Origin of the sequence: Streptomyces sp. NPDC005706, from assembly GCF_040631045.1 — a bacterium.
In the GTDB taxonomy this organism is placed as follows: domain Bacteria; phylum Actinomycetota; class Actinomycetes; order Streptomycetales; family Streptomycetaceae; genus Streptomyces.
On sequence record NZ_JBEXYS010000002.1, the window covers coordinates 588659 to 609962 of the forward strand.

Annotated in this window: 11 protein-coding genes; 5 read left to right on the top strand and 6 right to left on the bottom strand. The window is 73.3% G+C overall.

Annotation, left to right across the window (positions count from 1 at the left end; all coding sequences use genetic code 11):
* Positions 1-6: 6 nt before the first annotated feature.
* From ABZ478_RS06290 to fxsT, 4 genes are all read left to right on the top strand, one after another.
* Positions 7-3462 carry an SAV_2336 N-terminal domain-related protein gene (locus tag ABZ478_RS06290; RefSeq protein ID WP_359545771.1) on the top strand — a complete coding sequence of 1152 codons (3456 nt, stop codon included), beginning with the start codon at positions 7-9 and terminating at the stop codon, positions 3460-3462.
* 90 nt (positions 3463-3552) lie between these two features.
* Complete coding sequence (locus tag ABZ478_RS06295) at positions 3553-3822, top strand: hypothetical protein (RefSeq protein WP_359545773.1); 270 nt, start codon at positions 3553-3555, stop codon at positions 3820-3822.
* The gene (locus tag ABZ478_RS06300; protein ID WP_359545775.1) at positions 3819-5108 is read left to right on the top strand and encodes an HEXXH motif-containing putative peptide modification protein; all 1290 of its coding nucleotides are present in this window, start codon (positions 3819-3821) and stop codon (positions 5106-5108) included. The genes ABZ478_RS06295 and ABZ478_RS06300 overlap by 4 nt, the downstream gene beginning before the upstream one ends.
* Positions 5109-5182: 74 nt before the next feature.
* Positions 5183-8185, top strand: coding sequence for an FxSxx-COOH system tetratricopeptide repeat protein (fxsT, locus tag ABZ478_RS06305; protein WP_359545777.1), 3003 nt, complete (start codon positions 5183-5185; stop codon positions 8183-8185).
* Between the two features lie 154 nt (positions 8186-8339).
* Here the strand turns inward: fxsT and ABZ478_RS06310 are convergent, their stop codons facing one another.
* From ABZ478_RS06310 to ABZ478_RS06325, 4 genes are all read right to left on the bottom strand, one after another.
* Entirely contained in the window at positions 8340-12167 is a 3828-nt protein-coding gene (locus tag ABZ478_RS06310) for a multifunctional oxoglutarate decarboxylase/oxoglutarate dehydrogenase thiamine pyrophosphate-binding subunit/dihydrolipoyllysine-residue succinyltransferase subunit (RefSeq protein WP_359545779.1), read from the bottom strand.
* A gap of 302 nt (positions 12168-12469) precedes the next feature.
* Positions 12470-13591 carry a HAMP domain-containing sensor histidine kinase gene (locus tag ABZ478_RS06315; protein WP_359545780.1) on the bottom strand — a complete coding sequence of 374 codons (1122 nt, stop codon included), beginning with the start codon at positions 13589-13591 and terminating at the stop codon, positions 12470-12472.
* Entirely contained in the window at positions 13588-14328 is a 741-nt protein-coding gene (locus ABZ478_RS06320; protein ID WP_351662751.1) for a response regulator transcription factor, read from the bottom strand. The genes ABZ478_RS06315 and ABZ478_RS06320 overlap by 4 nt, the downstream gene beginning before the upstream one ends.
* Positions 14329-14437: 109 nt before the next feature.
* Positions 14438-15115: a spermidine synthase gene (locus ABZ478_RS06325; RefSeq protein WP_359545782.1), complete on the bottom strand. Its 678-nt coding sequence runs from the start codon at positions 15113-15115 to the stop codon at positions 14438-14440.
* Between the two features lie 138 nt (positions 15116-15253).
* On the opposite strand from ABZ478_RS06325, the gene lon reads away from it, so the two are divergent.
* Positions 15254-17674 carry an endopeptidase La gene (gene lon, locus ABZ478_RS06330; protein WP_359545783.1) on the top strand — a complete coding sequence of 807 codons (2421 nt, stop codon included), beginning with the start codon at positions 15254-15256 and terminating at the stop codon, positions 17672-17674.
* A gap of 81 nt (positions 17675-17755) precedes the next feature.
* On the opposite strand, the gene ABZ478_RS06335 is transcribed toward lon, so the two are convergent.
* Both ABZ478_RS06335 and ABZ478_RS06340 read right to left on the bottom strand, forming a co-directional pair.
* A complete protein-coding gene (locus ABZ478_RS06335; RefSeq protein WP_359545785.1) occupies positions 17756-20128 on the bottom strand; it encodes a SpoIIE family protein phosphatase in 2373 nt (790 codons plus the stop codon).
* A gap of 129 nt (positions 20129-20257) precedes the next feature.
* Positions 20258-21082, bottom strand: coding sequence for a lysozyme (locus ABZ478_RS06340; protein ID WP_358927606.1), 825 nt, complete (start codon positions 21080-21082; stop codon positions 20258-20260).
* Positions 21083-21304 lie beyond the last annotated feature (222 nt).

A 21304-nucleotide genomic window follows, 5' to 3' on the forward strand; every position in this document is an offset into this window, starting at 1 on the left:
GGACGGATGCCCGGGATGCGCCTGGACGAGCTGATCGGCAAGCTGCGCCAGGGCGGGCTCGACCTCACCGCGGAGGACGTGGCCGACGCGGTCTGGCTGGCCCGGCGGTTCGGCGCGGCCCCGCCCCGCGACGCACCCGCCCGGCAGCCCGGCACCGGTCCGGCGGACCCGCCCGCCACCGGACCGGACGCATCACCCGCCGGTGCCGACGCGGCGACGACCGCCGCCGAACCGCCCCGGCCCCGGGCGGACGCCCCCGCCGCCCCGGTGCCTCTGCTCACCCCCGGCCTTCCGGCGCGCCCGCACGGTGACGCCGGCACCCCCACCGCCGTTCCCGTCCGAGCGCCCGCCGCCGGCGCCCTGCCCGGGCTGCTCGGCCTGGAGAAGGCGCTGCGCGCCCTCGGCGGCTACCAGGTCGCCGCCGCCCCGCCCCGGGACGAGCGGATCGACGAGGAGGCCACCGCCGAGCAGGCCGCCGCCAGCGGCATCCTGCTCCCGGTCGTCCGGCCCGGCCGCCGCCGGCGCTGCGACGTCCAGCTGCTCATGGACACCGGGCCCAACATGGCCGTCTGGGGACAACTGGTCGAGGAACTGCGGCAGGCCTGCCAGCAGTCCGGTGCGTTCGCCTCCGTCCGCGTCCACCACCTGTACGCCGACGACTCCGGCGCCCTCCTCGTCGGTACGACCGCCGGTCCCGGACGTCGCACCAGGCTGCGCCCGGCCGACGAGCTGCACGATCCCACCGGCCGCGGGCTCACCTTCGTCATCAGCGACTGCGTGGGTCCGCTGTGGCAGAACGGCAGCGCGCAGCGGCTGCTGCACCAGTGGCCGCGCACCGCCCCGCTGGCCGTCGTCCAGCCACTGCCGCCCCGGCTGTGGGGCCGTACCGAGCTGCCCGCCGAGCCGGGCCTGCTGGAGCGCCCCGCCGGGGTGGGCGGACGGCTGAACTTCGAGCCCGACGACGAGCCCTGGGAGGAACCGGCGCCGCACGCCCGGCCGGTACCGGTGCTGCAGCCCACCCCGGAGGCCTTCGAGGCCTTCGCCCGGCTGCTCGGCGGCAGCGGCCCCGTCCGCGAGCGGGCCTGGGCGGCGCTCACCCGCCCGGGTACGGCCCCGGCAGCCACGGCCTTCGCCGGCGCGGCCCCGTACGGCGACGGCCGACCGGACGGCGACGGCGATCCGCAGGGCGACGACCGGTCGTACGTCCACGACGGCCGATCGCACGTCCACGAGGAGCCGCACAGCGACGACGAACTGCTGCGGGCCTTCCGCGCCGGAGCCTCGCCCGGCGCGGTACGGCTGGCGGTCTACCTGGCCGCGGCCCCGCTCACCCTGCCCGTGATGCAACTGGTCCAGCGGGCGATGCTGCCGGACACCGGGCCCATGGAACTGGCCGAGGTGCTGCTCGGCGGACTGCTCAGACAGCTTCCGGGCACCGGGGAGCAGCCCTGCTTCGCCTACTCGGGACGGGTGCAGAACCTGCTGCTGTCCTCCCTCGACCAGGACACCGCCGGGCTCGTCCTGAAACACTGCTCGGCCTATGTGGAACGGCACTTCGGCCGGGGCACCCGCAACTTCGCCGCCCTCGCCGCGGCCCGGCTCGCCGACCACGACCCGTCCGCCGGCGCCGGCCGCCTCGCGCCGGACGGCGTCCCGCCGGAGGACGGCGGCAGCGTCGAGGCCGAGCTGTTCGCCCGCATCCCGGCCCGCGTCCTGCGCTTCTACCTTCCGGACCTCGTCACGCCCGACCCGCTCACCGAGGCCGAGCGCCTGCTCGACCAGTGGCACCACCTGGCCGATCCGGAGGTGCTGCGCCGCGCCCGTGAACAGGCCCGCGCGGCGACCGCCCCGGCCCCCACGGTCCTTCCGGGCGCCGGTGCCGCCGTCCGGCCCCACCTGGTCCTCGGCCGCATCCTGCGCGCCGAGGCGGGCACGGCGGCCGCGCGCACGGCGGGACGCCGCGCCGAGCTGCTGCGCGAGGCGGTGGCCGAACTCGCCGCCGCGCACGCCGCGGCCGGTGCCGGCAGCCGCGAACGCGCCGACGCAGCCCTGGAACTCGCTTCCTGCCGTCGTGAGTTGTGGCGCCTGACGGGGGAGGGCGGCCAGCTCGGCGACGCCCTGGACGTCCTCGACGCCGAGACCGCTCCCTGGCCGCTCCTGACCGAACGGGCACGGGCCTGGTCCGGCGCCGGGCACCGGGACGACCACGACGCCTCCGCGCGGTCCGACGGCACCGGGGAGGACGCCGGGGCCGGCCCGGGCCCGGGGGACGGGACGCCCGGCGGGACGGACCCGGCTGCCCCGGCGGACGGGGACGAGACGACGCGCGGCGAAACCGAGGCACCGCACCGCGTGCCGGCAGGGACGGGCCAGGCACCCTGGCCCGTCACCGCCCACCGCTCCCGGCTGCTGCTGCGCGGCCGGATCCTGCTCGACCTGCGGCGCCCCGCCGCCGCCGTCGGCGAACTCCGCGAGGCCTGCGCGACGCTGGACCTGGAACGGGCCCCCGACGCCGTACGCGGGCCCGCCCTGCTCGACCTGGCGCGGGCGCTGCGGGAGGCCGGGGCCGAGGACGGCGAGACCCGGCGGGCGCTGCTGCGGGCCCGGCGGGCCGCCGGGGACGACCCCGGTCTGCTGCTGCCCAGCCTGGCCGCGCTGGCCGCCTTCCACGACACGGCGGGCGAGGCCCCGGAAGCCGACGAGGCCTACGAGCGGGCCGCGCTGCTCGCCCCCGGCGACGGAGCCCTGCGCGGCCAACTCCTCACCTCCTGGGGCGAGTCGCTGCTGCGGCGGGCCTCGGCACGGGACGGCGCGAGGATCGTGGACCGGGCCGAGTACGTACTGCGCGAGGCGCTGCAGGCGCTGCCCGCCCGGTCCGCGCACCGCGGACGGCTGCAGGGCCTGGTCGGCAGCGCGCTCGCCCAGCGCTTCCGCCACCTCGGCTTCCTTCCCGACCTGTTCGAGAGCCGGCACCTGCTCGGCCAGGCGGCGCGCGCGGCCGCCGACGCGGCCGTACGGGCCGAAGTATGGCTGCAGTTGGGACGGGTGCGGCTGGAGGGCTGGCGCCGCGCCGGGGCACCGGTGCTGGCGGACGCCCTGCAGGCGTACGAGAACGCGGAACGGGAGGCGCGGGCCGCGCACGGGGAGGACCCGGGGTCGGTGACCTCCGCCCGGGCGCGGCACGGCAGCGGGGTGGTGCTGGCCCTGATGGGCCGGCCCGCAGCGGCGCGCGGCGCCTACCGGGCGGCCCGGGAGCAGTGGCAGCGGCTGGCCGGGGCGCTGCGCCAGGTCGACTGGGCGGACGTCGAGCTGACCCGGCGGGCCGCGGCGGAGCCGGCGACGGGGGAGGGGCCGGCGCGTGCGGTACGAGGGCTGCCGGACGAGGAATGGGAGCGGATCGCTCCGCCCTGGTGGCCGTGGACCGGAGAGTGGGCGAACTGGTCGGAATTTGACCGAAGTTGATCTGGTAAGGGTTTCACTTCCGGGCTGCCGGGAAGAACTCGGCAGCCATGGCGATGGAGCGGGCCGTTCGCCGGCAGGGAGGAGTCGAGTGTGGCGAAGCAGTTGAGCGGGGTGGCCGTCCCCGGCCGGGACGCCGGGCGCGCCGCGCCTCTGCCCGACCTTGGCGGCGTGGACCTGCGTACCCTGCGCTTTCTCGATGATCCCGCCCTGACCGCCGCCGTCGACCTCGTCCTCCGTGATGCCACCGAGTGCCAGCAGGTCTGGTTCAGCACCACCGAGGGCGAGGTACAGCCGTCCGCCGGGCATACGTTTTCGGCCGGACTCGCCGAGCCCGGCCGGTCCCCGGACGAGCGGGGATGACCTCGGCGCCGATACCCGCCGACGTCTTCACGGCGATCGCCGGCACCCGCCCCACACCCCGGGGTACCGCGACACTGCGTGCCGCGGTCCACGCGCGTCGCATGCTGCTCCTGAAGTCCCTCCTGGTGCGCGCCGACCGGCAGCGCCATCTCCTCGGCCCCGCCGCGAGCCGAGACTTCGAGCGGGCCTGGGCGCTGCTGGCGGCCGCGGAGAGGACCGCCCCCGCCGCGGTCCACGACGTGCTCGACTACCCGATGACCGGCGCCTGGCTGGCCGCCGCGCTCGCCGCGCCCCAGGGCGCCGCGTTCGAACGTCAACTGGCCCAGCTGGCCGGTGTGGCCGTCGCGGCGGCCGTCCGCGCGGGCCACCCGGCGACCGCGGACCTGGCGGTGCCCACCGGTCTGCTGGTGCTGCCCGGCCTCGGTGTGCTGCGCTGCCCGTCGGGCCGGGTCCGGCTGGACGGCGGACCGGACGGGACGCGGATCGAGGACCGGGGCGGGCACACAGCGGTGGTCCTGCCGCACCCGGCGGGGCGACCCGGGTCCGGCGCGTCCGGGCGGGCCGCCGGCGGAGCCGGCTGGAGCGCGCTGCGGACGCTGCCCGGCGGCACCGTCAGCCTCGACGATCTCGACCCGTACCGGGCGCCCCCACCCGGCACCGCCCCGGAGACACTGCGCACCGCGGAGCGCCCCGACTGCCCCTGGGAGACCTGGACCGGCCGCTGGCGCCGCGCCCGCGAGCTGCTGACCGCGGTCGACGGACGGCGCGCCGCCGAGACCGGGGCCGTGCTGCGCGCCGTCGTACCGCTGTCCGCCGCGGGCACCGGGGCCACCCCGGTGGGAGCCACGCTCAGGTCCGCGCCCGGTGCCGCGCTGCTCCAGCTCCCGGGAACGGCGCGGGAACTCGCCGAGTCACTGGTGCACGAGACCCACCACACCAAGCTGGCGGCCCTGGACGAGCTGGTCCCGCTGTGCGGACCCGGCGGGAGCGCGGTGCACCGGGTCGGGTGGCGCCCGGACCCCCGACCGGCACCGGCCGTGCTGCAGGGCGCGTACGCCCATCTGGCCCTCACCGACCTGTGGTCGAGGGTGCGCGCCGGCGCCGGGGCCGCACCGGCGTGGCGGCGGCGGGCCGGTGAGCGGTTCGAGCTGTTCCGGGAGGAGGTGGGTCAGGCCTTGTCCCTGCTCCTGGAATCCGATGAACTGACTCCAGCGGGGCGGGAGTTCGTCCAAGGCATGCGGCGCCACCACGCCGGTCTCGGCATGACGGCCAAAAATGCTCTGTGACGCTCCGCAGAGGGGTAATTTCTGTGCGTTAACGTGTGCCGTGGTGGTGCGGTGGCGGGAACAGGGAGCGTGCGATGGCGGAACAGCGGCGGTCGGGCGGTGACGGGGCCCCGGCATCCGACCGGGTCCTGGTGGTCTTCCCCGGCTACCACCGGGCCTGGGCGGCCTGGATCGCCCAGTGCCTGGAGAGCCACGGGCATCAGGCCACGCTGCAACGCTGGGACCCCCCGCGCGAGACCCCGCTGGAGGACTCCCTCGCCGACCTGCTGCTGGCCTCCGGCCCGGTGCTGCTCGTCCTGGACGACTGGTTCTTCGAACTCGGACCGCGCCCGGCGGGGGAGTGGAACGACGCGCTGCGCGGCTTCGTCGCGGCGAACGCCGACCGGTTCGCCGCCGTCAACCTCACCAACCGCTCACTGCTGCCGGCCACCGCGGTCCTCGAACCGGCCAGCCTGTGGGGCCTGAGCGAGGAGGCCGCCGAGGAGCGGCTGCTGCGCCGGCTGGGCCTGGAGCGCCGCCGGGTCCCGCGGCTCACCGCCCACCGCGCCCGCTACCCCGAGAACCGGTGCGAGATCTGGGGCGAGACCCCGCGCCGCAACCCCCGCTTCACCGGCCGCGACGACCTGCTCACCAGCCTCCACCAGCAACTCGCCGACGCCGACCGGGGCGCCGCCGTCTGCACGCTGCTCGGCATGTCCGGCATCGGCAAGACCCAGCTCGCCGCCGAGTACGCGCACCGGTTCAGCACCGACTACGACGTGGTGTGGTGGGTCAACTCCGACGACCGCAACATCCAGCGCGACCGGCTCGGCGAACTCGCCGTGGAGCTCGGCCTGCGGGTCGGCGACGAGCCCGGCGAGCGCATCCGGGCCGTCCGGGAGGCACTGCGCCGCGGCGAGCCCTACGGCCGCTGGCTGCTGATCTTCGACGGCTGGGACGACACCGAGGGCATCGACACGCTGCTCCCGCAGGGCGCCGGCCACGTCCTCGTCACCTCCCGCAACCGCGGCTGGGGCGAGCACACCGACATCCTCGAGATCCCCGCCTTCCTGCGCGCCGAGTCCACCGCCTACCTGCTGCGCCGCGCACCCCACATCAGCTCCGCCGAGGCCGACGAGGTCGCCGCCGAGTTCGGCGACGTGGCACTGCCGCTCGTCCAGGCCGCCTCCTGGCTCGGCGAGTCACGCATGGAGGTGCCCGAGTACCTGCGCATGGTCCGTGAGCGCCGGCTGTCCACCGTGGACGAGCCCGCCACCGGCGAGGGCTTCCCGCGGTCGTCCATGACGTCCTGGTCGATACTGCTCAACCGGCTGCGCGGCGCCCAGCCGCAGACCATCGACATCCTGGGCCTGTGCACCTCGTTCGCCCCCGGACGCATCCCGCTCGGTCTCATCCGCGCCTACCCGCACGCCGACCTGCCCGAGCAACTGCGCTGGATGTCCGGCGACCTGACCGCCTGGACCAGGGCCCTGGACACGCTCGTCAACTACTCGGTGCTGACCCGGGAGACCCGCGGCCCGGTGGGCGTCGAGATGGGCCCGCACCAGGAGTCGGTCCACATGCACCGGCTGGTCCACGACATCGTCTCCAAGCTGACCAGCGAGGACAGCCGGGTCGTGCACCGCCAGGCGGTCCGCACCCTGCTGGCCCAGGCCGACCCCGGCAACCCGCTGGACAGCCGCAACTGGCCCCGGTACGCGGAACTGCTGCCCCACCTGGAGCCCTCGGGCGCCCTCAGCAGCGCCCAGCCGCGCGTCCAGGAGACCGTGCTGAACTGTCTGCGCTACTGCTACCGCAGCGGCGAGTACAAGGGCGGTCTCGACCTGGCCCGGCGGATCCGCGACCACTGGTCCCGGATCATGGACCCGCTGGCCCAGCCCATGCTCGACCTCACCACCCAGGAGAGCAACATCCTGCGGGCCAGCGGCCGGTTCCGCGACGCCTACGAGCTCGACCGCGCCGTCCACCAGCGCCTCGGCGCCGCCGGGTCGCGCTCCGAGCTGGCCGAGCTGTCCACCAAGGGCGCCATGGCCGCCAGCCTGCGCCACCTGGGCCGCTACGACGAGGCGCACGAGCTGCAGAGCGAAGTCCTCGACGGCTACGGCAGACTGCTCGGCCCGGACGAGGGCCCCGCCCTGATCGCCCGGCACAACCACGGCGTCGGCCTGCGGCTGCTCGGCCGCTACCAGGAGGCGTACGAACTCGACCTGGACACGCTCGCCAGACGGGACAACGTACTGCGCGCCCGGCACATCAGCACCCTCAACTCGGGCGGCGCCGTCGCCCACGACCTGCGGATGCTGGGCCGGTATCGGGACGCGCTGGCCCGTCAGGAGACCGTGGTCCGGCTGAGCCTGCAGGTGCTCGGCGCACGGCATCCGCAGACCCTCTCGGCCCGCGGCCAGCTGGTCATGTGCCGCCGCCGGGAAGGCGGCCACACCCAGGACCTGGGGCCGGAGATGGCGAACCTGCTCGAGCAACTGGCGCAGGTGCACGGCCGTGAGCACTACCGCACCCTGGCCTTCACCACCAACTACGGCAACTACCTGCGGGAGCACGGCGACCTCTCGCAGGCCCGGGAGCTGATCGACCAGGCCGAGGCCGGCTACCGGGCGCTGCTCGGCCCGGCCCATCCGGTCGCCACCGGCATGCTCTCCAACACCGGTCTCGTCATGCAGGCCGCCGGTGAACGCGCCGAGGCCCTGTCCATGTTCGAGGCGTCCTTCGCGGGCCTCACCGCCACCCTCGGCGCCGACCACCCATGGGTCCTCGGCTGCGCCCTCAACGCGGCCAGCGCCCGCAACCTGGCCGACCGGATCACCGACGCCGTGGAGCTGAGCCGGGAGACCCTGCGCCGGGCCCGGCACACGCTGGGGCACGAGCATCCGCTCACGCTCTCCAGCCAGGTGGCGCTGGCCGCCGACCTGCGGGCCGCGCGGGAGCACGAGGAGGCCGGAAAGCTGGAGGAGGACGGCCTGCTCGGCCTCACCCGCACCCTGGGCGCCCAACACCCCCACACCATCTCGGCCCGCCAGCGAACCCGCCCCTACTGGGACTTCGAGCCCTACCTGGGCTGAGCGCCCGAAGGGGCGCGGGGAACCGCGCGAACAACCCCCACGCCCCCCGCAGTCGCACACACTCCCGACAACCCCACCCAATAGGCGAAGGGCCCGGCTCCGAGTCCACAAGAACTCGGAGCCGGGCCCGGCATTCGGCTGAACCGCCGGAGGCCTACGCCTCGAACACCTCACGCATCAGCTGCTCCTGCTCGGCCTGGTGACGCTTGGCGGAGCCCACCGCCGGGGACGAGCCGTGCGGACGCGAGATACGCCGCAGCCGCTCGCCGGCCGGGATGTCCGCGCCGACCGCCAGGTCCAGGTGGTCGATCAGGTTGAGCGCGATGAACGGCCACGCACCCTGGTTCGCCGGCTCCTCCTGCGTCCACAGGTACTTCTCGGCGTTCGGGTACTTGTTGACCTCCGCCTGGAGCTCCGCGCCCGGCAGCGGGTACAGGCGCTCGATGCGGATGATCGCCGTGTCCGTGGCACCGCGCTTGTGCCGCTCGGCCTCCAGGTCGTAGTAGACCTTGCCGGTGCAGAAGACGACCTTGCGGACCGCCGCCGGGTCGACCGAGCTGTCGCCGATGACCGGACGGAACTCGCCCGAGGTGAACTCCTCCGCCTTCGAGGCCGCCGCCTTCAGGCGCAGCATCGACTTCGGGGTGAAGACGACCAGCGGCTTGTGGTGCGGGTTGTGCACCTGCCACCGCAGGAGGTGGAAGTAGTTCGCCGGCGAGGTCGGCATCGCGACCGTCATGTTGTTCTGCGCGCAGAGCTGCAGGAACCGCTCCGGGCGGGCCGAGGAGTGGTCCGGGCCCTGGCCCTCGTAGCCGTGCGGCAGCAGCAGGGTGACGCCGGAGGTCTGGCCCCACTTCTGCTCGGCCGAGGAGATGAACTCGTCCACGACCGTCTGGGCGCCGTTGACGAAGTCGCCGAACTGGGCCTCCCACATCACCAGCGCGTCGGGACGGGCCAGCGAGTAGCCGTACTCGAAGCCCATCGCCGCGTACTCGGAGAGCAGCGAGTTGTAGACGTTCAGGCGGGCCTGGTCCTCGGAGAGGTACTGCAGCGGCGTGTACTCCTCGCCGGTGCTGCGGTCGATCAGGACCGCGTGGCGCTGGCCGAAGGTGCCGCGCTGGGAGTCCTGGCCCGCGAGGCGGACCGGGGTGCCCTCCAGCAGCAGCGAGCCGACGGCGAGGGTCTCGCCCATGCCCCAGTCGATCGTGCCGTCCTCGACCATCGCCGCCCGGCGCTGCAGCTGCGGCTGCAGACGCGGGTGCACGGTGATGTGGTCGGGGACGTTGACCTGGGACTCCGCGATCCGCTTCACGACCTCCGAGGAGATCGCGGTCGGGACCGCGACCGGGAAGCCGTCCTGCGGCGCCTGGGTGTCACCGGCGGCCGGCTGCGAGGTGGCCTCGCGGACCTCGGTGAAGACCTTCTCGAGCTGGCCCTGGTAGTCCTGCAGCGCCTGCTCGGCCTCTTCCAGGGTGATGTCGCCGCGACCGATCAGGGACTCGGTGTAGAGCTTGCGCACCGAGCGCTTCTTGTCGATCAGGTCGTACATCAGCGGCTGGGTGAAGGCCGGGTTGTCCGACTCGTTGTGACCGCGGCGGCGGTAGCAGATGAGGTCGATCACCACGTCCTTGTTGAACGCCTGGCGGAACTCGAAGGCGAGCCGCGCCACGCGCACGACGGCCTCCGGGTCGTCGCCGTTCACGTGGAAGATCGGGGCCTCGATCATGCGGGCCACGTCCGTCGCGTACATGGAGGAACGCGAGGACTCGGGGGCCGCGGTGAAGCCGACCTGGTTGTTGATGACGATGTGGACCGTGCCGCCGGTGCGGTAGCCGCGCAGCTGCGACATGTTTAGGGTCTCGGCCACCACGCCCTGGCCCGCGAAGGCCGCGTCGCCGTGGATCGCCACCGGCAGCACGGTGAAGTCCGTGCCGCCCTTGTTGATGATGTCCTGCTTGGCGCGGGCGACGCCCTCGAGGACCGGGTCGACGGCCTCCAGGTGCGAGGGGTTCGCGACCAGCGACACCTTGATCTGCTCGCCGTCCAGGCCGGTGAAGGTGCCCTCGGCGCCCAGGTGGTACTTCACGTCGCCGGAGCCGTGCATCGACTTCGGGTCGAGGTTGCCCTCGAACTCGCGGAAGATCTGCGCGTACGACTTGCCGACGATGTTGGCGAGGACGTTCAGGCGGCCGCGGTGGGCCATGCCGATGACGACCTCGTCCAGGCGGGACTCGGCCGCCGAGTCGATGACCGCGTCGAGCAGCGGGATGACGGACTCGCCGCCCTCCAGCGAGAAGCGCTTCTGGCCGACGTACTTCGTCTGCAGGAAGGTCTCGAAGGCCTCCGCCGCGTTCAGGCGGCGCAGGATGCGCAGCTGCTCCTCGCGCTCCGGCTTGGAGTGCGGGCGCTCGACGCGGTCCTGGATCCACTTGCGCTGCTTGGGGTCCTGGATGTGCATGAACTCGATGCCGGTGGTGCGGCAGTACGAGTCGCGCAGCACGCCGAGGATGTCGCGCAGCTTCATCATCGACTTGCCGGCGAAGCCGCCGACGGCGAACTCGCGCTCCAGGTCCCACAGGGTGAGGCCGTGCTCGGTGATGTCCAGGTCGGGGTGCTTGCGCTGCTGGTACTCCAGCGGGTCGGTGTCGGCCATGACGTGGCCGCGCACCCGGTAGGAGTGGATCAGCTCGAAGACCCGGGCGGCCTTGGTGACGTCGTCGTCGTGCGAGGCGTCGATGTCCTTGAGCCAGCGGACCGGCTCGTAGGGGATGCGCAGCGCCTCGAAGATGTCGTCGTAGAAGCCGTTCTCGCCGAGCAGCAGGTTCGCGACCTGGCGGAGGAACTCGCCGGAGGCGGCGCCCTGGATCACCCGGTGGTCGTAGGTCGACGTGAGCGTCATGACCTTCGAGATGCCGAGCTTGTTCAGCGTGTCCTGGCTCGTGCCCTGGAACTCGGCCGGGTAGTCCATGGAGCCGACGCCCATGATCACGGCCTGGCCGGGCATCAGACGCGGCACGGAGTGGACGGTGCCGAGACCGCCGGGGTTGGTCAGGGAGACCGTCACACCGGTGAAGTCGTCCATCGTGAGCTTGCCGTCACGGGCGCGGCGGACGATGTCCTCGTAGGCCTGCCAGAACTCGAAGAAGTTCAGCGTCTCGGCCTTCTTGATGGCGGCCACGACGAGCTGGCGGTCGCCGTTGGGCTTCACCAGGTCGATGGCCAGGCCGAGGTTGACGTGCGGCGGCTTGATGAGGGTCGGCTTGCCGTCCTTCTCGCCGAACGCGTAGTTCATCGACGGCATGGCCTTGATGGCCTGCACCATCGCGAAGCCGATCAGGTGCGTGAAGGAGATCTTCCCGCCCCGGGCGCGCTTCAGGTGGTTGTTGATGACGATCCGGTTGTCGAACAGCAGCTTCACCGGGACCGCGCGGACCGAGGTGGCCGTCGGCAGCTCCAGCGAGGCGTTCATGTTCTTCGCGACGGCGGCGGACGGACCGCGCAGCGTCACGTACTCCGGGCCCTCGGGGGCCTCCGCGGCCGGGGCGGCCTTGGGCTTCGGCTGGGCCGGCGCCTGTGCGGGCGTCGCCGGCCTGGCCGGAGCGGGGGCCGGCGCCTTCGCCGCGGGGGCGGGCGTGGGAGCCGGAGCGGCGGCGGGGCCCGCGGCGGGCTTCGGAGCGGCCGCCGGCGCCGGCGCGGGAGCGGCCTGGGCGGGAGCGGCCGGCTGGGCCTGGGGAGCCGGAGTGGTGGTCCCTGCGGCCCCCGCGGCCGCAGTACCCGCCGGAGCCGACGCGGCAGGCGCGCCCGGCTTGTAGTCGGCGAAGAAGTCCCACCAGGCACGGTCTACCGAATTCGGGTCCTGGAGGTACTGCTGATAGATCTCGTCGACGAGCCACTCGTTGGGACCGAACGCGGCCGCGGGGTTCTTCCCGGCTTGGTCGGTGTCGGTCGAGATGCTCGAGTTACTGGGGGACTGTGGCGACACGGCGGCAACCGCCCTCTTCCGCTTCACAAGGTGATGGACAGCGGGAATAAAGGCTACGCCTCCAAGACCGTGAAGGTCAGGTCGGGCCCGTCCATCGTCGCGAAAGTCACATCAGAAATCTTGTTTCAGGGCTTGATATGGCGGGAAACAAGTGTGGTTCCGGATGCGCGAGTGGATATGCGGGATCGTCGAGCGGGGCCCGGCGGCGCCGTCCCGCGCGCGTCTTCGGGGCCCGCCCCTGATCACACGTGTCCCGCTGCGCGGACGCTCGTGGATCTTGAGGTTCCGGTTCGGACCCTACGTCAACTCCAGATGGAAGTCTCTCCCGGAAGAGTGACGATAATCCGGCAGCCCCGCTCGGATTCGGCCACGCCGATCCGGCCGCCGTGGAGATCGACGGCCCAGCGGGCGATCGCCAGGCCGAGGCCCGTGCCGCCGTCGCTGCCCGGGCCGTGCGGCCGGGTCACCGCGCCGCGGTTGAACCGCTCGAACACGCGGTGCCATTCCGACCGCGGGATGCCCGGCCCCTCGTCCAGGACCTCCAGCTCCAGCGAGTCCGGCTGCGGCCCGCACCGCGCCTTCACGGTCACCCGCCCGTGCGGGGGGCTGTGCTTGACCGCGTTGTCGATCAGGTTGGCGACCACCTGGTGGATGCGCTCGGGGTCCGCGTGGGCGGTCAGCTCCGGCGGGGAGACGTCGAGGTGCAGATGGACGTCCGTCCGGGTGTGGCTGCCGGAGCCCGAGGCGATGCCCGCGCGCGCGGAGGCGACCATGTTGGCCTCCTTCAGCACGCCGGACAGGTACGGCCACACCTCGAAGCGTCGCGTCTTCAGCGGTACGACGCCGTTGTCGAGCCGGGAGAGGTCCAGCAGGGTCTCCACGAGCCGGCCGAGCCGCTCGGTCTGCTTCAGGGCCGTCCGCATGGTCTCCGGATCGGCCTGGGTGACCCCGTCGACGATGTTCTCCAGCACCGCGCGCAGGCCCGCGATCGGGGTGCGCAGCTCGTGCGAGACGTTCGCCACCAACTCCTTGCGCTGGCGGTCCTGGGCCTCCAGCTCGTCCGCCATGACGTTGATCGTCACGGCGAGGTCGCCCAGCTCGTCCCGGCGTCCCTCACTCACCCGGCGGGTGTAGTCACCCTGCGCGATCGAGCGGGCGACCGTGTTCATCTCGTCCAGCGGAGCGGTGAGCGAATGGGCCACGAACTGCGTTATCAGCAGTGTGGCGATCATCGAGAAGACCGTGATGAAGCGCAGCTCCGTCTTGGTGTGCACCGCGATCATCGACAGACCGGTGGTGATCAGCACCGAGATGACGACCAGCGCGCCCAGCTTGGTCTTGATCGAGAACGGGCGTACGCCGCCCCAGGGCTCCTCCGTGAGGTTCCCGGGGCTCCTCCGTGCGGCCTCCCGCCCTTCGCTCATGGCGTCGGCGTCTCCAGCGCGTACCCGACGCCGTGCACCGTGCGGATCCGCTCGGCGCCGATCTTCCGGCGCAGCGCCTTGATGTGGCTGTCCACGGTCCGGGTGCCGGAGGCGTCCGCCCAGTCCCACACCTCGGCCAGCAGCTGCTCCCGGGAGAGCACCGCGCGCGGGGTGTTCGCCAGGCACACCAGCAGGTCGAACTCGGTGGGCGTGAGGTGGACGTCCTCGGACCGCACCCGCACCCGGCGCTGGGCGTGGTCGATCTCCAGTTCGCCGAGCCGCAGGATGCCCGAGCGGGGCGTGGAGGCGGCGACGGCCGCCCGCTCCACCCGCCGCAGCAGGACGTGCACCCGCGCGGCCAGCTCCCGCATCGAGAACGGCTTGGTCATGTAGTCGTCGGCGCCGACCCCGAGTCCGACCAGCATGTCGGTCTCGTCGTCGCGCGCGGTGAGCATCAGCACCGGCACCGGGCGCTGGGCCTGCACGCGCCGGCAGACCTCCAGGCCGTCGAAGCCGGGCAGCATGATGTCGAGGATCAGCAGGTCGGGCTGCCAGGCCTCGGCCGTGTCCACCGCGGCCGGCCCGTCGGCCGCGGTCTGCACGAGGAATCCCTCGGCGCGAAGCCGGGCCGCGATGGCGTCGACGATCGTGGGATCGTCCTCGACCACCAGCACCCGGCGCTGTGCGCCGGGGGTGGTCGTGGCCGCGCCGGTCTGGGAGGTGTGTGTCTGCTCCATCGCCCGCCCCTGTTGCTTTCCGGAATCAGTGGGGTGATCCCATGACTGCGATTGACGCTTGAATGATCCGCGCCAGGGCAGCACATTACGGGGACAGGCCGCGCCGTCGCTATCCAGGGCGGACGGCGAGGTGTACAGCGTCCGGAACGCCCCGGGCAACGGGGACCTCTTCGGTACGCACCTGACGGAATCCGGCATTCCGCAAGGTTCCTTCAAATTCCGGAGAGGGCTCGGCCGACCATACTGCAAACACCCCGTCCGGCTTCAACACCCGCGCGCACGCGGCGAGTCCGGCCGGGGAGTAGAGGCCGCCGTTGTCCTCGGTCACGGTCCAGCCCGGCCCGTTGTCGATGTCGAGGCACAGGGCGTCGAACGTGTCCGATGTCTCCTTGAGGTAAGTGAGGAGATCCGCCTCGACGATCCGGGTGCGCGGATCGGCGAGCGCCTCGGCGGACAGCTCCGCCAGGGGCCCGTCGCGATGCCAGTCGATGACGGCCGGCTCCCGTTCGGCGACGGTGATCCGCCCCCACCGTCCGTCGGCCGCGGCGTGCGCGAGCGAGAAGCCCACGCCCAGCCCGCCGATCAGCACCCCGGGCGCCGGACGCCCGTCCAGCGCGTCGTACGCGGCGTCCACCAGCAGCCGCTCCGAGCGGCCGTCGGAGGTGTCCATCAGGAAGCAGCCGTTGGCGATGATCTGCAGCAGCGCGCCGTGCCTGCGCAGCACCACCTCGCCGTAGGGGCCTTCGCGACGGTCCAGGACCACGGGGGAGTCGTACACGGCAGTCATGTGCCCATCCTGCTCTGATCCGGCGTCAGGAGCACCGCGATTTCGGTGATCGCTCACAGCGAACGGCGAGCCGGGAACAACGGCGGGGCGTCGGACATTGAGTCGGCATAGCTCAAGTTGACTGCCTAAGGGGAGATCATGGCTGCTGAGTCCACGGCGTTCACGCTCGTACTGCCGGTGCTGCCGCTCGACGACGAGGTCGTGCTGCCCGGCATGGTGGTCCCGCTGGATCTGAGCGACGCCGAGGTGCGCGCCGCGGTGGAGGCGGCGCAGGCCGCCGCCCGCTCGGAGCCCGGCAAGCCCAGGGTCCTGCTGGTGCCGCGCGTCGACGGCACCTACGCGAAGACCGGTGTGCTCGGTACCGTCGAGCAGGTCGGCCGGCTGGCCGACGGCGACCCGGGCGCGCTGATCCGGGGCCGCGGCCGGGTGCGCATCGGCGCCGGTACGACGGGTCCGGGCGCGGCCCTGTGGGTCGAGGGCGCGCGGATCGACGAGACCGTGCCGGACCCCCTGCCCGCCCAGGTCGCCGACCTGGTCAAGGAGTACAAGGCCCTGGCCACCGCGTGGCTGCGCAAGCGCGGCGCGTGGCAGGTCGTGGACCGGGTCCAGGCCATCGACGACGTCTCCGCGCTCGCCGACAACTCCGGCTACTCGCCCTTCCTGACCACCGAGCAGAAGGTCGAGCTGCTGGAGACCGCCGACCCGGTGGCCCGGCTCAAGCTCGCCACCCAGCAGCTGCGCGACCACCTCGCCGAGCAGGACGTCGCCGAGACCATCGCCAAGGACGTCCAGGAGGGCGTCGACAAGCAGCAGCGCGAGTTCCTGCTCCGCCGCCAGCTCGAGGCCGTCCGCAAGGAGCTGCGCGAGCTGAACGGCGAGAGCGACGGCGAGGAGTCGGACGACTACCGGGCCCGCGTCGAGGCCGCCGACCTGCCGGAGAAGGTCCGTGAGGCCGCCCTGAAGGAGGTCGACAAGCTGGAGCGGTCCAGCGACCAGTCGCCCGAGGGCTCGTGGATCAGGACCTGGCTGGACACGGTCCTGGAGATGCCGTGGAACGAGCGCACCGAGGACGCCTACGACATCCAGGGCGCCAAGGCCGTGCTCGACGCCGAGCACGCGGGGCTCGAGGACGTCAAGGAACGCATCACCGAGTACCTGGCCGTGCGCAAGCGGCGCGGTGAGCGCGGCCTGGGCGTGATCGGCGGGCGGCGCGGGGGTGCCGTGCTGGCGCTCGTGGGCCCGCCCGGCGTCGGCAAGACCAGCCTCGGCGAGTCCGTCGCGCACGCCATGGGACGCAAGTTCGTCCGGGTCGCCCTCGGTGGCGTACGGGACGAGGCCGAGGTCCGCGGCCACCGGCGCACGTACGTCGGCGCGCTGCCCGGCCGGATCGTCCGCGCCGTCAAGGATGCCGGGTCCATGAACCCGGTGGTGCTGCTCGACGAGATCGACAAGGTGGGTTCCGACTTCCGGGGCGACCCGGCGGCGGCCCTGCTGGAGGTCCTCGACCCCGCGCAGAACCACACCTTCCGGGACCACTACCTGGAGGTCGAACTCGACCTGTCCGACGTCGTCTTCCTCGCCACCGCGAACGTCCTGGAGGCCATCCCGGAGGCGCTCGCGGACCGTATGGAGATCGTCCGCCTGGACGGCTACACCGAGGACGAGAAGGTCGTCATCGCCCGCGACCACCTGCTCCCGCGCCAGCTCGAGCGGGCCGGCCTGGACCGGGACGAGGTCACGATCGACGAGGGCGCGCTGCGCAGGCTCGCCGGCGAGTACACCCGCGAGGCGGGCGTACGGACCCTCGAACGGTCCCTGGCACGGCTGCTGCGCAAGGTCGCGGCCCAGCACGAACTCGGCGAGCGCGAGCTGCCGTTCACCGTCCGGGACGAGGACCTGCGCGCGCTGATCGGGCGCCCGCACCACGTGCCCGAGTCCGCCCAGGACCCGGCCGAGCGCCGTACCTCCGTCCCGGGCGTGGCGACCGGCCTCGCGGTCACCGGTGCCGGCGGCGACGTGCTCTTCGTGGAGGCGTCCCTCGCCGACCCGGAGACCGGCGCGGCCGGGCTGACCCTGACCGGCCAGCTCGGCGACGTGATGAAGGAGTCGGCGCAGATCGCGCTGAGCTTCCTGCGCAGTCACGGCGCCGAACTGGAGCTGCCGGTGGGCGATCTGAAGGACCGGGGCGTGCACATCCACTTCCCGGCGGGCGCGGTCCCGAAGGACGGGCCGAGCGCGGGCGTCACCATGACCACCGCCCTCGCGTCCCTGCTCTCCGGCCGGCTGGTCCGCACCGACGTGGCGATGACCGGAGAGGTCTCGCTGACCGGCCGGGTGCTGCCCATCGGCGGGGTGAAGCAGAAGCTGCTCGCCGCCCATCGCGCCGGGGTGACCACCGTGATCATCCCCAAGCGCAACGAGCCCGACCTGGACGACGTCCCGGCCGAGGTGCTGGACCGGCTCGACGTCCACACCGTGACCGACGTCCGCCAGGTCCTGGAGCTGGCCCTCGCGCCCGCCGCGAACGGCGCGGAGCCGGAGGTTCCGGTGGCGGCGTGACGGACGCCCCCGGATGAGGGAGGGCCCGGGTCCCCGTGCGGGGCCCGGGCCCTCACCGCGTCCGGCGGCGGGGCGGCGCCGTCATGGGCCCGCGGTGAGCGACTGCTCCGCCCACACCGTCTTGCCCACCCTGTCGTGCCGGGTGCCCCAGCGTTCGGAGAGCTGGGCCACCAGCAGCAGCCCCCGGCCCCCCTCGTCGTAGATCCGGGCGCGCCGCATGTGCGGGGTGGAGCCGCTGGCGTCGTAGACCTCGCAGATCAGGGTGGCGTCCTGGTGGATCAGCCGCAGCCGGATGGGTGGCCGGCCGTAGCGGATGGCGTTGGTGACCAGCTCGCTGACCATCAGCTCGGTGGTGAACACGGCGTCCTCCAGCCGCCACGCGGAGAGCTGGTCGCTCGCGTGCCTGCGGGCCCGGGCCACCACCGTGGGATCACTCGTCAGCTCCCAGGAGGCCACCCGGTCGTGGCGCAGCGCCCGGGTGCGGGCGACGAGCAGGGCGACGTCGTCGTCGGGGCGGTGGCTGAGCAGTTCGGTCAGGACCCGGTCGCAGACCGCCTCAAGGGTCGGCGCGGGCCGGCCGAGCGCGTCGAACATCTTGTCCAGCGCCTCGTCGATGTCGTGGTCGCGGGCCTCGAGCAGGCCGTCGGTGTAGAACGCGAGCAGGCTGCCCTCGGGCAGCTCGGTCTCCAGGGCCTCGAAGGGCAGTCCGCCGAGGCCGAGCGGCGGGCCGGCGGGCACGTCGAGAAAGCGGACGGCGCCGTCCGGGGTGACCACGGCGGGCGGGGGGTGGCCGGCCCTGGCGAGGGCGCAGTGGCGCGAGACCGGATCGTAGACCGCGTACAGACAGGTGGTCCCGATGCCTCCCGCCGTCTCGGCGCCCGGGTCCGAACCGCCCTCGTCCGCGGCCAGCCGCAGTACGAGGTCGTCGAGATGGGTGAGCAGTTCGTCCGCCGGGAGGTCGACGTCGGCCAGGGTGCGCACCGCCGTGCGCAGCCGGCCCATGGTGGCGGAGGCGCGCGTCCCGTGCCCGACGACGTCGCCGACGACCAGGGCGACCCGTGCCCCGGACAACGGGATCACGTCGAACCAGTCGCCGCCCACCCCGGCCGGGGTGGCCGCGGGCAGATAACGGCCGGCGATGTCCAGTGCCGCCTGGTCGGGCAGCGGGTGCGGCAGCAGGCCGCGCTGCGCGTTCATGGTGGTGACGTGCGTGCGGGAGTACCGCCGCTCGTTGTGCAGGCCGGTGGCCGCCCGGGCGGTCAGCTCCTCGGCGAGCCGCAGGTCCTCCGGGCCGAACGGCTCCGCGCGCCGGTCGCGGCCGAAGAGGGCGACGCCGAGCGTGCTGCCCTCGGCGAGCAGCGGCACCACGATCAGCGAGTGCGTCCCGGACGCGCTCAGCCACGCGGCGCCCGGGTCCACGGCCGCCCACCCCGAGATCACCGGGTCCGGGGCGTCGTGCAGCACGGACCGGCCGGTGGCCAGGGACTCGGCGGGAGGCGTCCCCGGCTCGTAGGCGACCGTACCGCCCACGCCGGGCCCGGCCGGGTGGCCGCCGTTGTCGGACTCGGCCCGTACCGCGGCGCGGCGCAGGACGACCGGGCGGGTGCCGGTGCCGGGCGTGTCCTCCGCCCCGCCGGGGTCGTGCGGGGAGTCGAAGAGGTCCACGGCCATGAAGTCCGCGAGCCGGGGGACCGTGGCGTCGGCGAGTTCCCGCGCGGTGCGCTGCAGGCCGGGGGCGATGGGATCGCGCGCGGTGGTCTCGTCCGGGGCGCGCTGCCGGGCGGCGGGGCCGGGGGCGTTCCGGTGGGTCGCGAGACAGACCGCGCGCACCGCGCCGGTCCCGTCCTTGAGCGGGGTGAGGACGGTGGGCCGGTCGAGGTCGGGGCCGAGGACGGACTGCACCTCGCGCGTCTCGCCGGTCTCCAGCACCTGGCGCATGGTCCGCTCGGCCTCGTCCCGCGCCGGCCCGGGCGCGATGTGCGTCAGCCGCAGCCCGCGCATCGCCGTCTCGGGCAGGGACAGCGCCCGTTCCAGACGCCGGTTGGCGCGGATCAGCCGCAGTTCGGTGTCGAAGATCGCCAGCGGGAAGGGGGACTGGATGAAGGTCCACTCCTCCAGCGGCTCTCCGCGCGGCTGCGGCCGGTCCGCCACGGCGGTGACCACGAGCCAGTCGGACTCCCCGGCGCGCGGGGGCCGGCGGTGGACGAGCAGCCACTGTTCCAGTCGCCGGCCGTCCTGGTGCCGCAGCGGAACCGTGCCGTGCCAGCGGTCCCGGCCGGCCAGGGTGTGCCGGACCGCCGGCCCGTCCGCGGCGGCGAGCAGCGCGGCGGCCGGCCGTCCGACGACGGCCGCCGCCTCGTAGCCGAGCAGCCGGCGGGCACCCTCGCTCCAGCCGGTGAGGATGCCCTGCTCATCGATGGTGGCCGTGGCCGTGTACGTCGACTGTCGCTCCATCGCCGCTCATCTCGCCCTTGTCCGGCAGGCTCTCCCTGACCAGCATGATCCCGGGCGGCGCGGAGCACCAACGCAGCGGGACGGCGGCCGTCCGCGGGGACGGCCGCCGTCTCGGAACACGGGTGTGGATCAGCCGTTGGCCAGTGCCTGCACCCGGTCCAGTGCGCCGTTGAACTTGTCGTGGTCCCCGACCGTCGGGCCGGACGAGGTGTACTGCCACATCGTGTAGTAAGACCATCCCGCCGGCAGCGTCCCCACGGTCGAGGCGTAGCGGGCGATCCACAGCGGGTTGTTGGCGGCGAAGCCGCCGTAGTTGCCGGTGCAGTCGGTCCACCAGCTCGTCGCCGTGTAGATCACGGCGTCCCGGCCGGTGCGCGCCTTGTAGGTGTTCAGGAAGTCGGCGATCCAGCTGACCATCCCGCTCGCGGTCTTGCCGTAGCAGGCGGCGCCGTACGGGTTCCACTCGATGTCGAGCACGCCGGGCAGGGTCTTGCCGTCCCGCGACCAGCCGCCGCCGTGGTCGACGAAGTAGTTGGCCTGGGTCGCGCCGCTCGTGGTGTCGGGGGTGGCGAAGTGGTACGCGCCGCGGATCATGCCGACGTTGTACGAGCCGTTGTACTGCTGGGCGAAGTACGGGTTCGTGTAGTACGTGCCCTCCGTGGCCTTGGTGTAGGCCCAGCGGACGCCGCTGTTCCAGAGGGTGGACCAGGCGACGTTGCCCTGGTGGCCGGAGACGTCGACGCCCTCGGTCTGGGTGGCGTCACCGGTGCTGGGGGTGCCGTGCTGCCCGTCGTGGGCGGCCACCCCCATGCCCATGGACGCCGAGCCGCGGCTGGGGGTGGTCGCCGCCTGGGCGGAGGTGAGCGGAAGGGCGAGGCCGAGCGCCGTGAGCAGCGCCGTGACGAGGACGGCGAGCGGGCGCGGACGAAGAGAACCAGGTCTGTGCACGGGCATGACGTGCCTCCGGGGAGAGGGGTGGGGGGATCGTGGGGTGACCGCTTGACCACTGGCGTGGGCATGTCATTGCTGGCCTGATAAAGAAGCTACGCACGTAGATGACACCGTGGGAAGGGGATCCGGATGCTGCCGTTGGTCTAAGCCTGCGAAATACTTGAAGAGCTGCGGCTATGACGGCGGTTGGCAGAAACTTTCAGGACGGCGAAACCGAGCAGGGGT

What these genes read in the sequence shown, in the direction of transcription:
- ABZ478_RS06290 (WP_359545771.1), top strand. Translation starts at nt 7, where the DNA reads ATGCCCGGGATGCGCCTGGACGAGCTGATCGGCAAGCTGCGCCAGGGC.
- ABZ478_RS06300 (WP_359545775.1), top strand. Translation starts at nt 3,819, where the DNA reads ATGACCTCGGCGCCGATACCCGCCGACGTCTTCACGGCGATCGCCGGC.
- fxsT (WP_359545777.1), top strand. Translation starts at nt 5,183, where the DNA reads ATGGCGGAACAGCGGCGGTCGGGCGGTGACGGGGCCCCGGCATCCGAC.
- ABZ478_RS06315 (WP_359545780.1), bottom strand. Translation starts at nt 13,591, where the DNA reads ATGAGCGAAGGGCGGGAGGCCGCACGGAGGAGCCCCGGGAACCTCACG.
- ABZ478_RS06320 (WP_351662751.1), bottom strand. Translation starts at nt 14,328, where the DNA reads ATGGAGCAGACACACACCTCCCAGACCGGCGCGGCCACGACCACCCCC.
- ABZ478_RS06325 (WP_359545782.1), bottom strand. Translation starts at nt 15,115, where the DNA reads ATGACTGCCGTGTACGACTCCCCCGTGGTCCTGGACCGTCGCGAAGGC.
- lon (WP_359545783.1), top strand. Translation starts at nt 15,254, where the DNA reads ATGGCTGCTGAGTCCACGGCGTTCACGCTCGTACTGCCGGTGCTGCCG.
- ABZ478_RS06335 (WP_359545785.1), bottom strand. Translation starts at nt 20,128, where the DNA reads ATGGAGCGACAGTCGACGTACACGGCCACGGCCACCATCGATGAGCAG.
- ABZ478_RS06340 (WP_358927606.1), bottom strand. Translation starts at nt 21,082, where the DNA reads ATGCCCGTGCACAGACCTGGTTCTCTTCGTCCGCGCCCGCTCGCCGTC.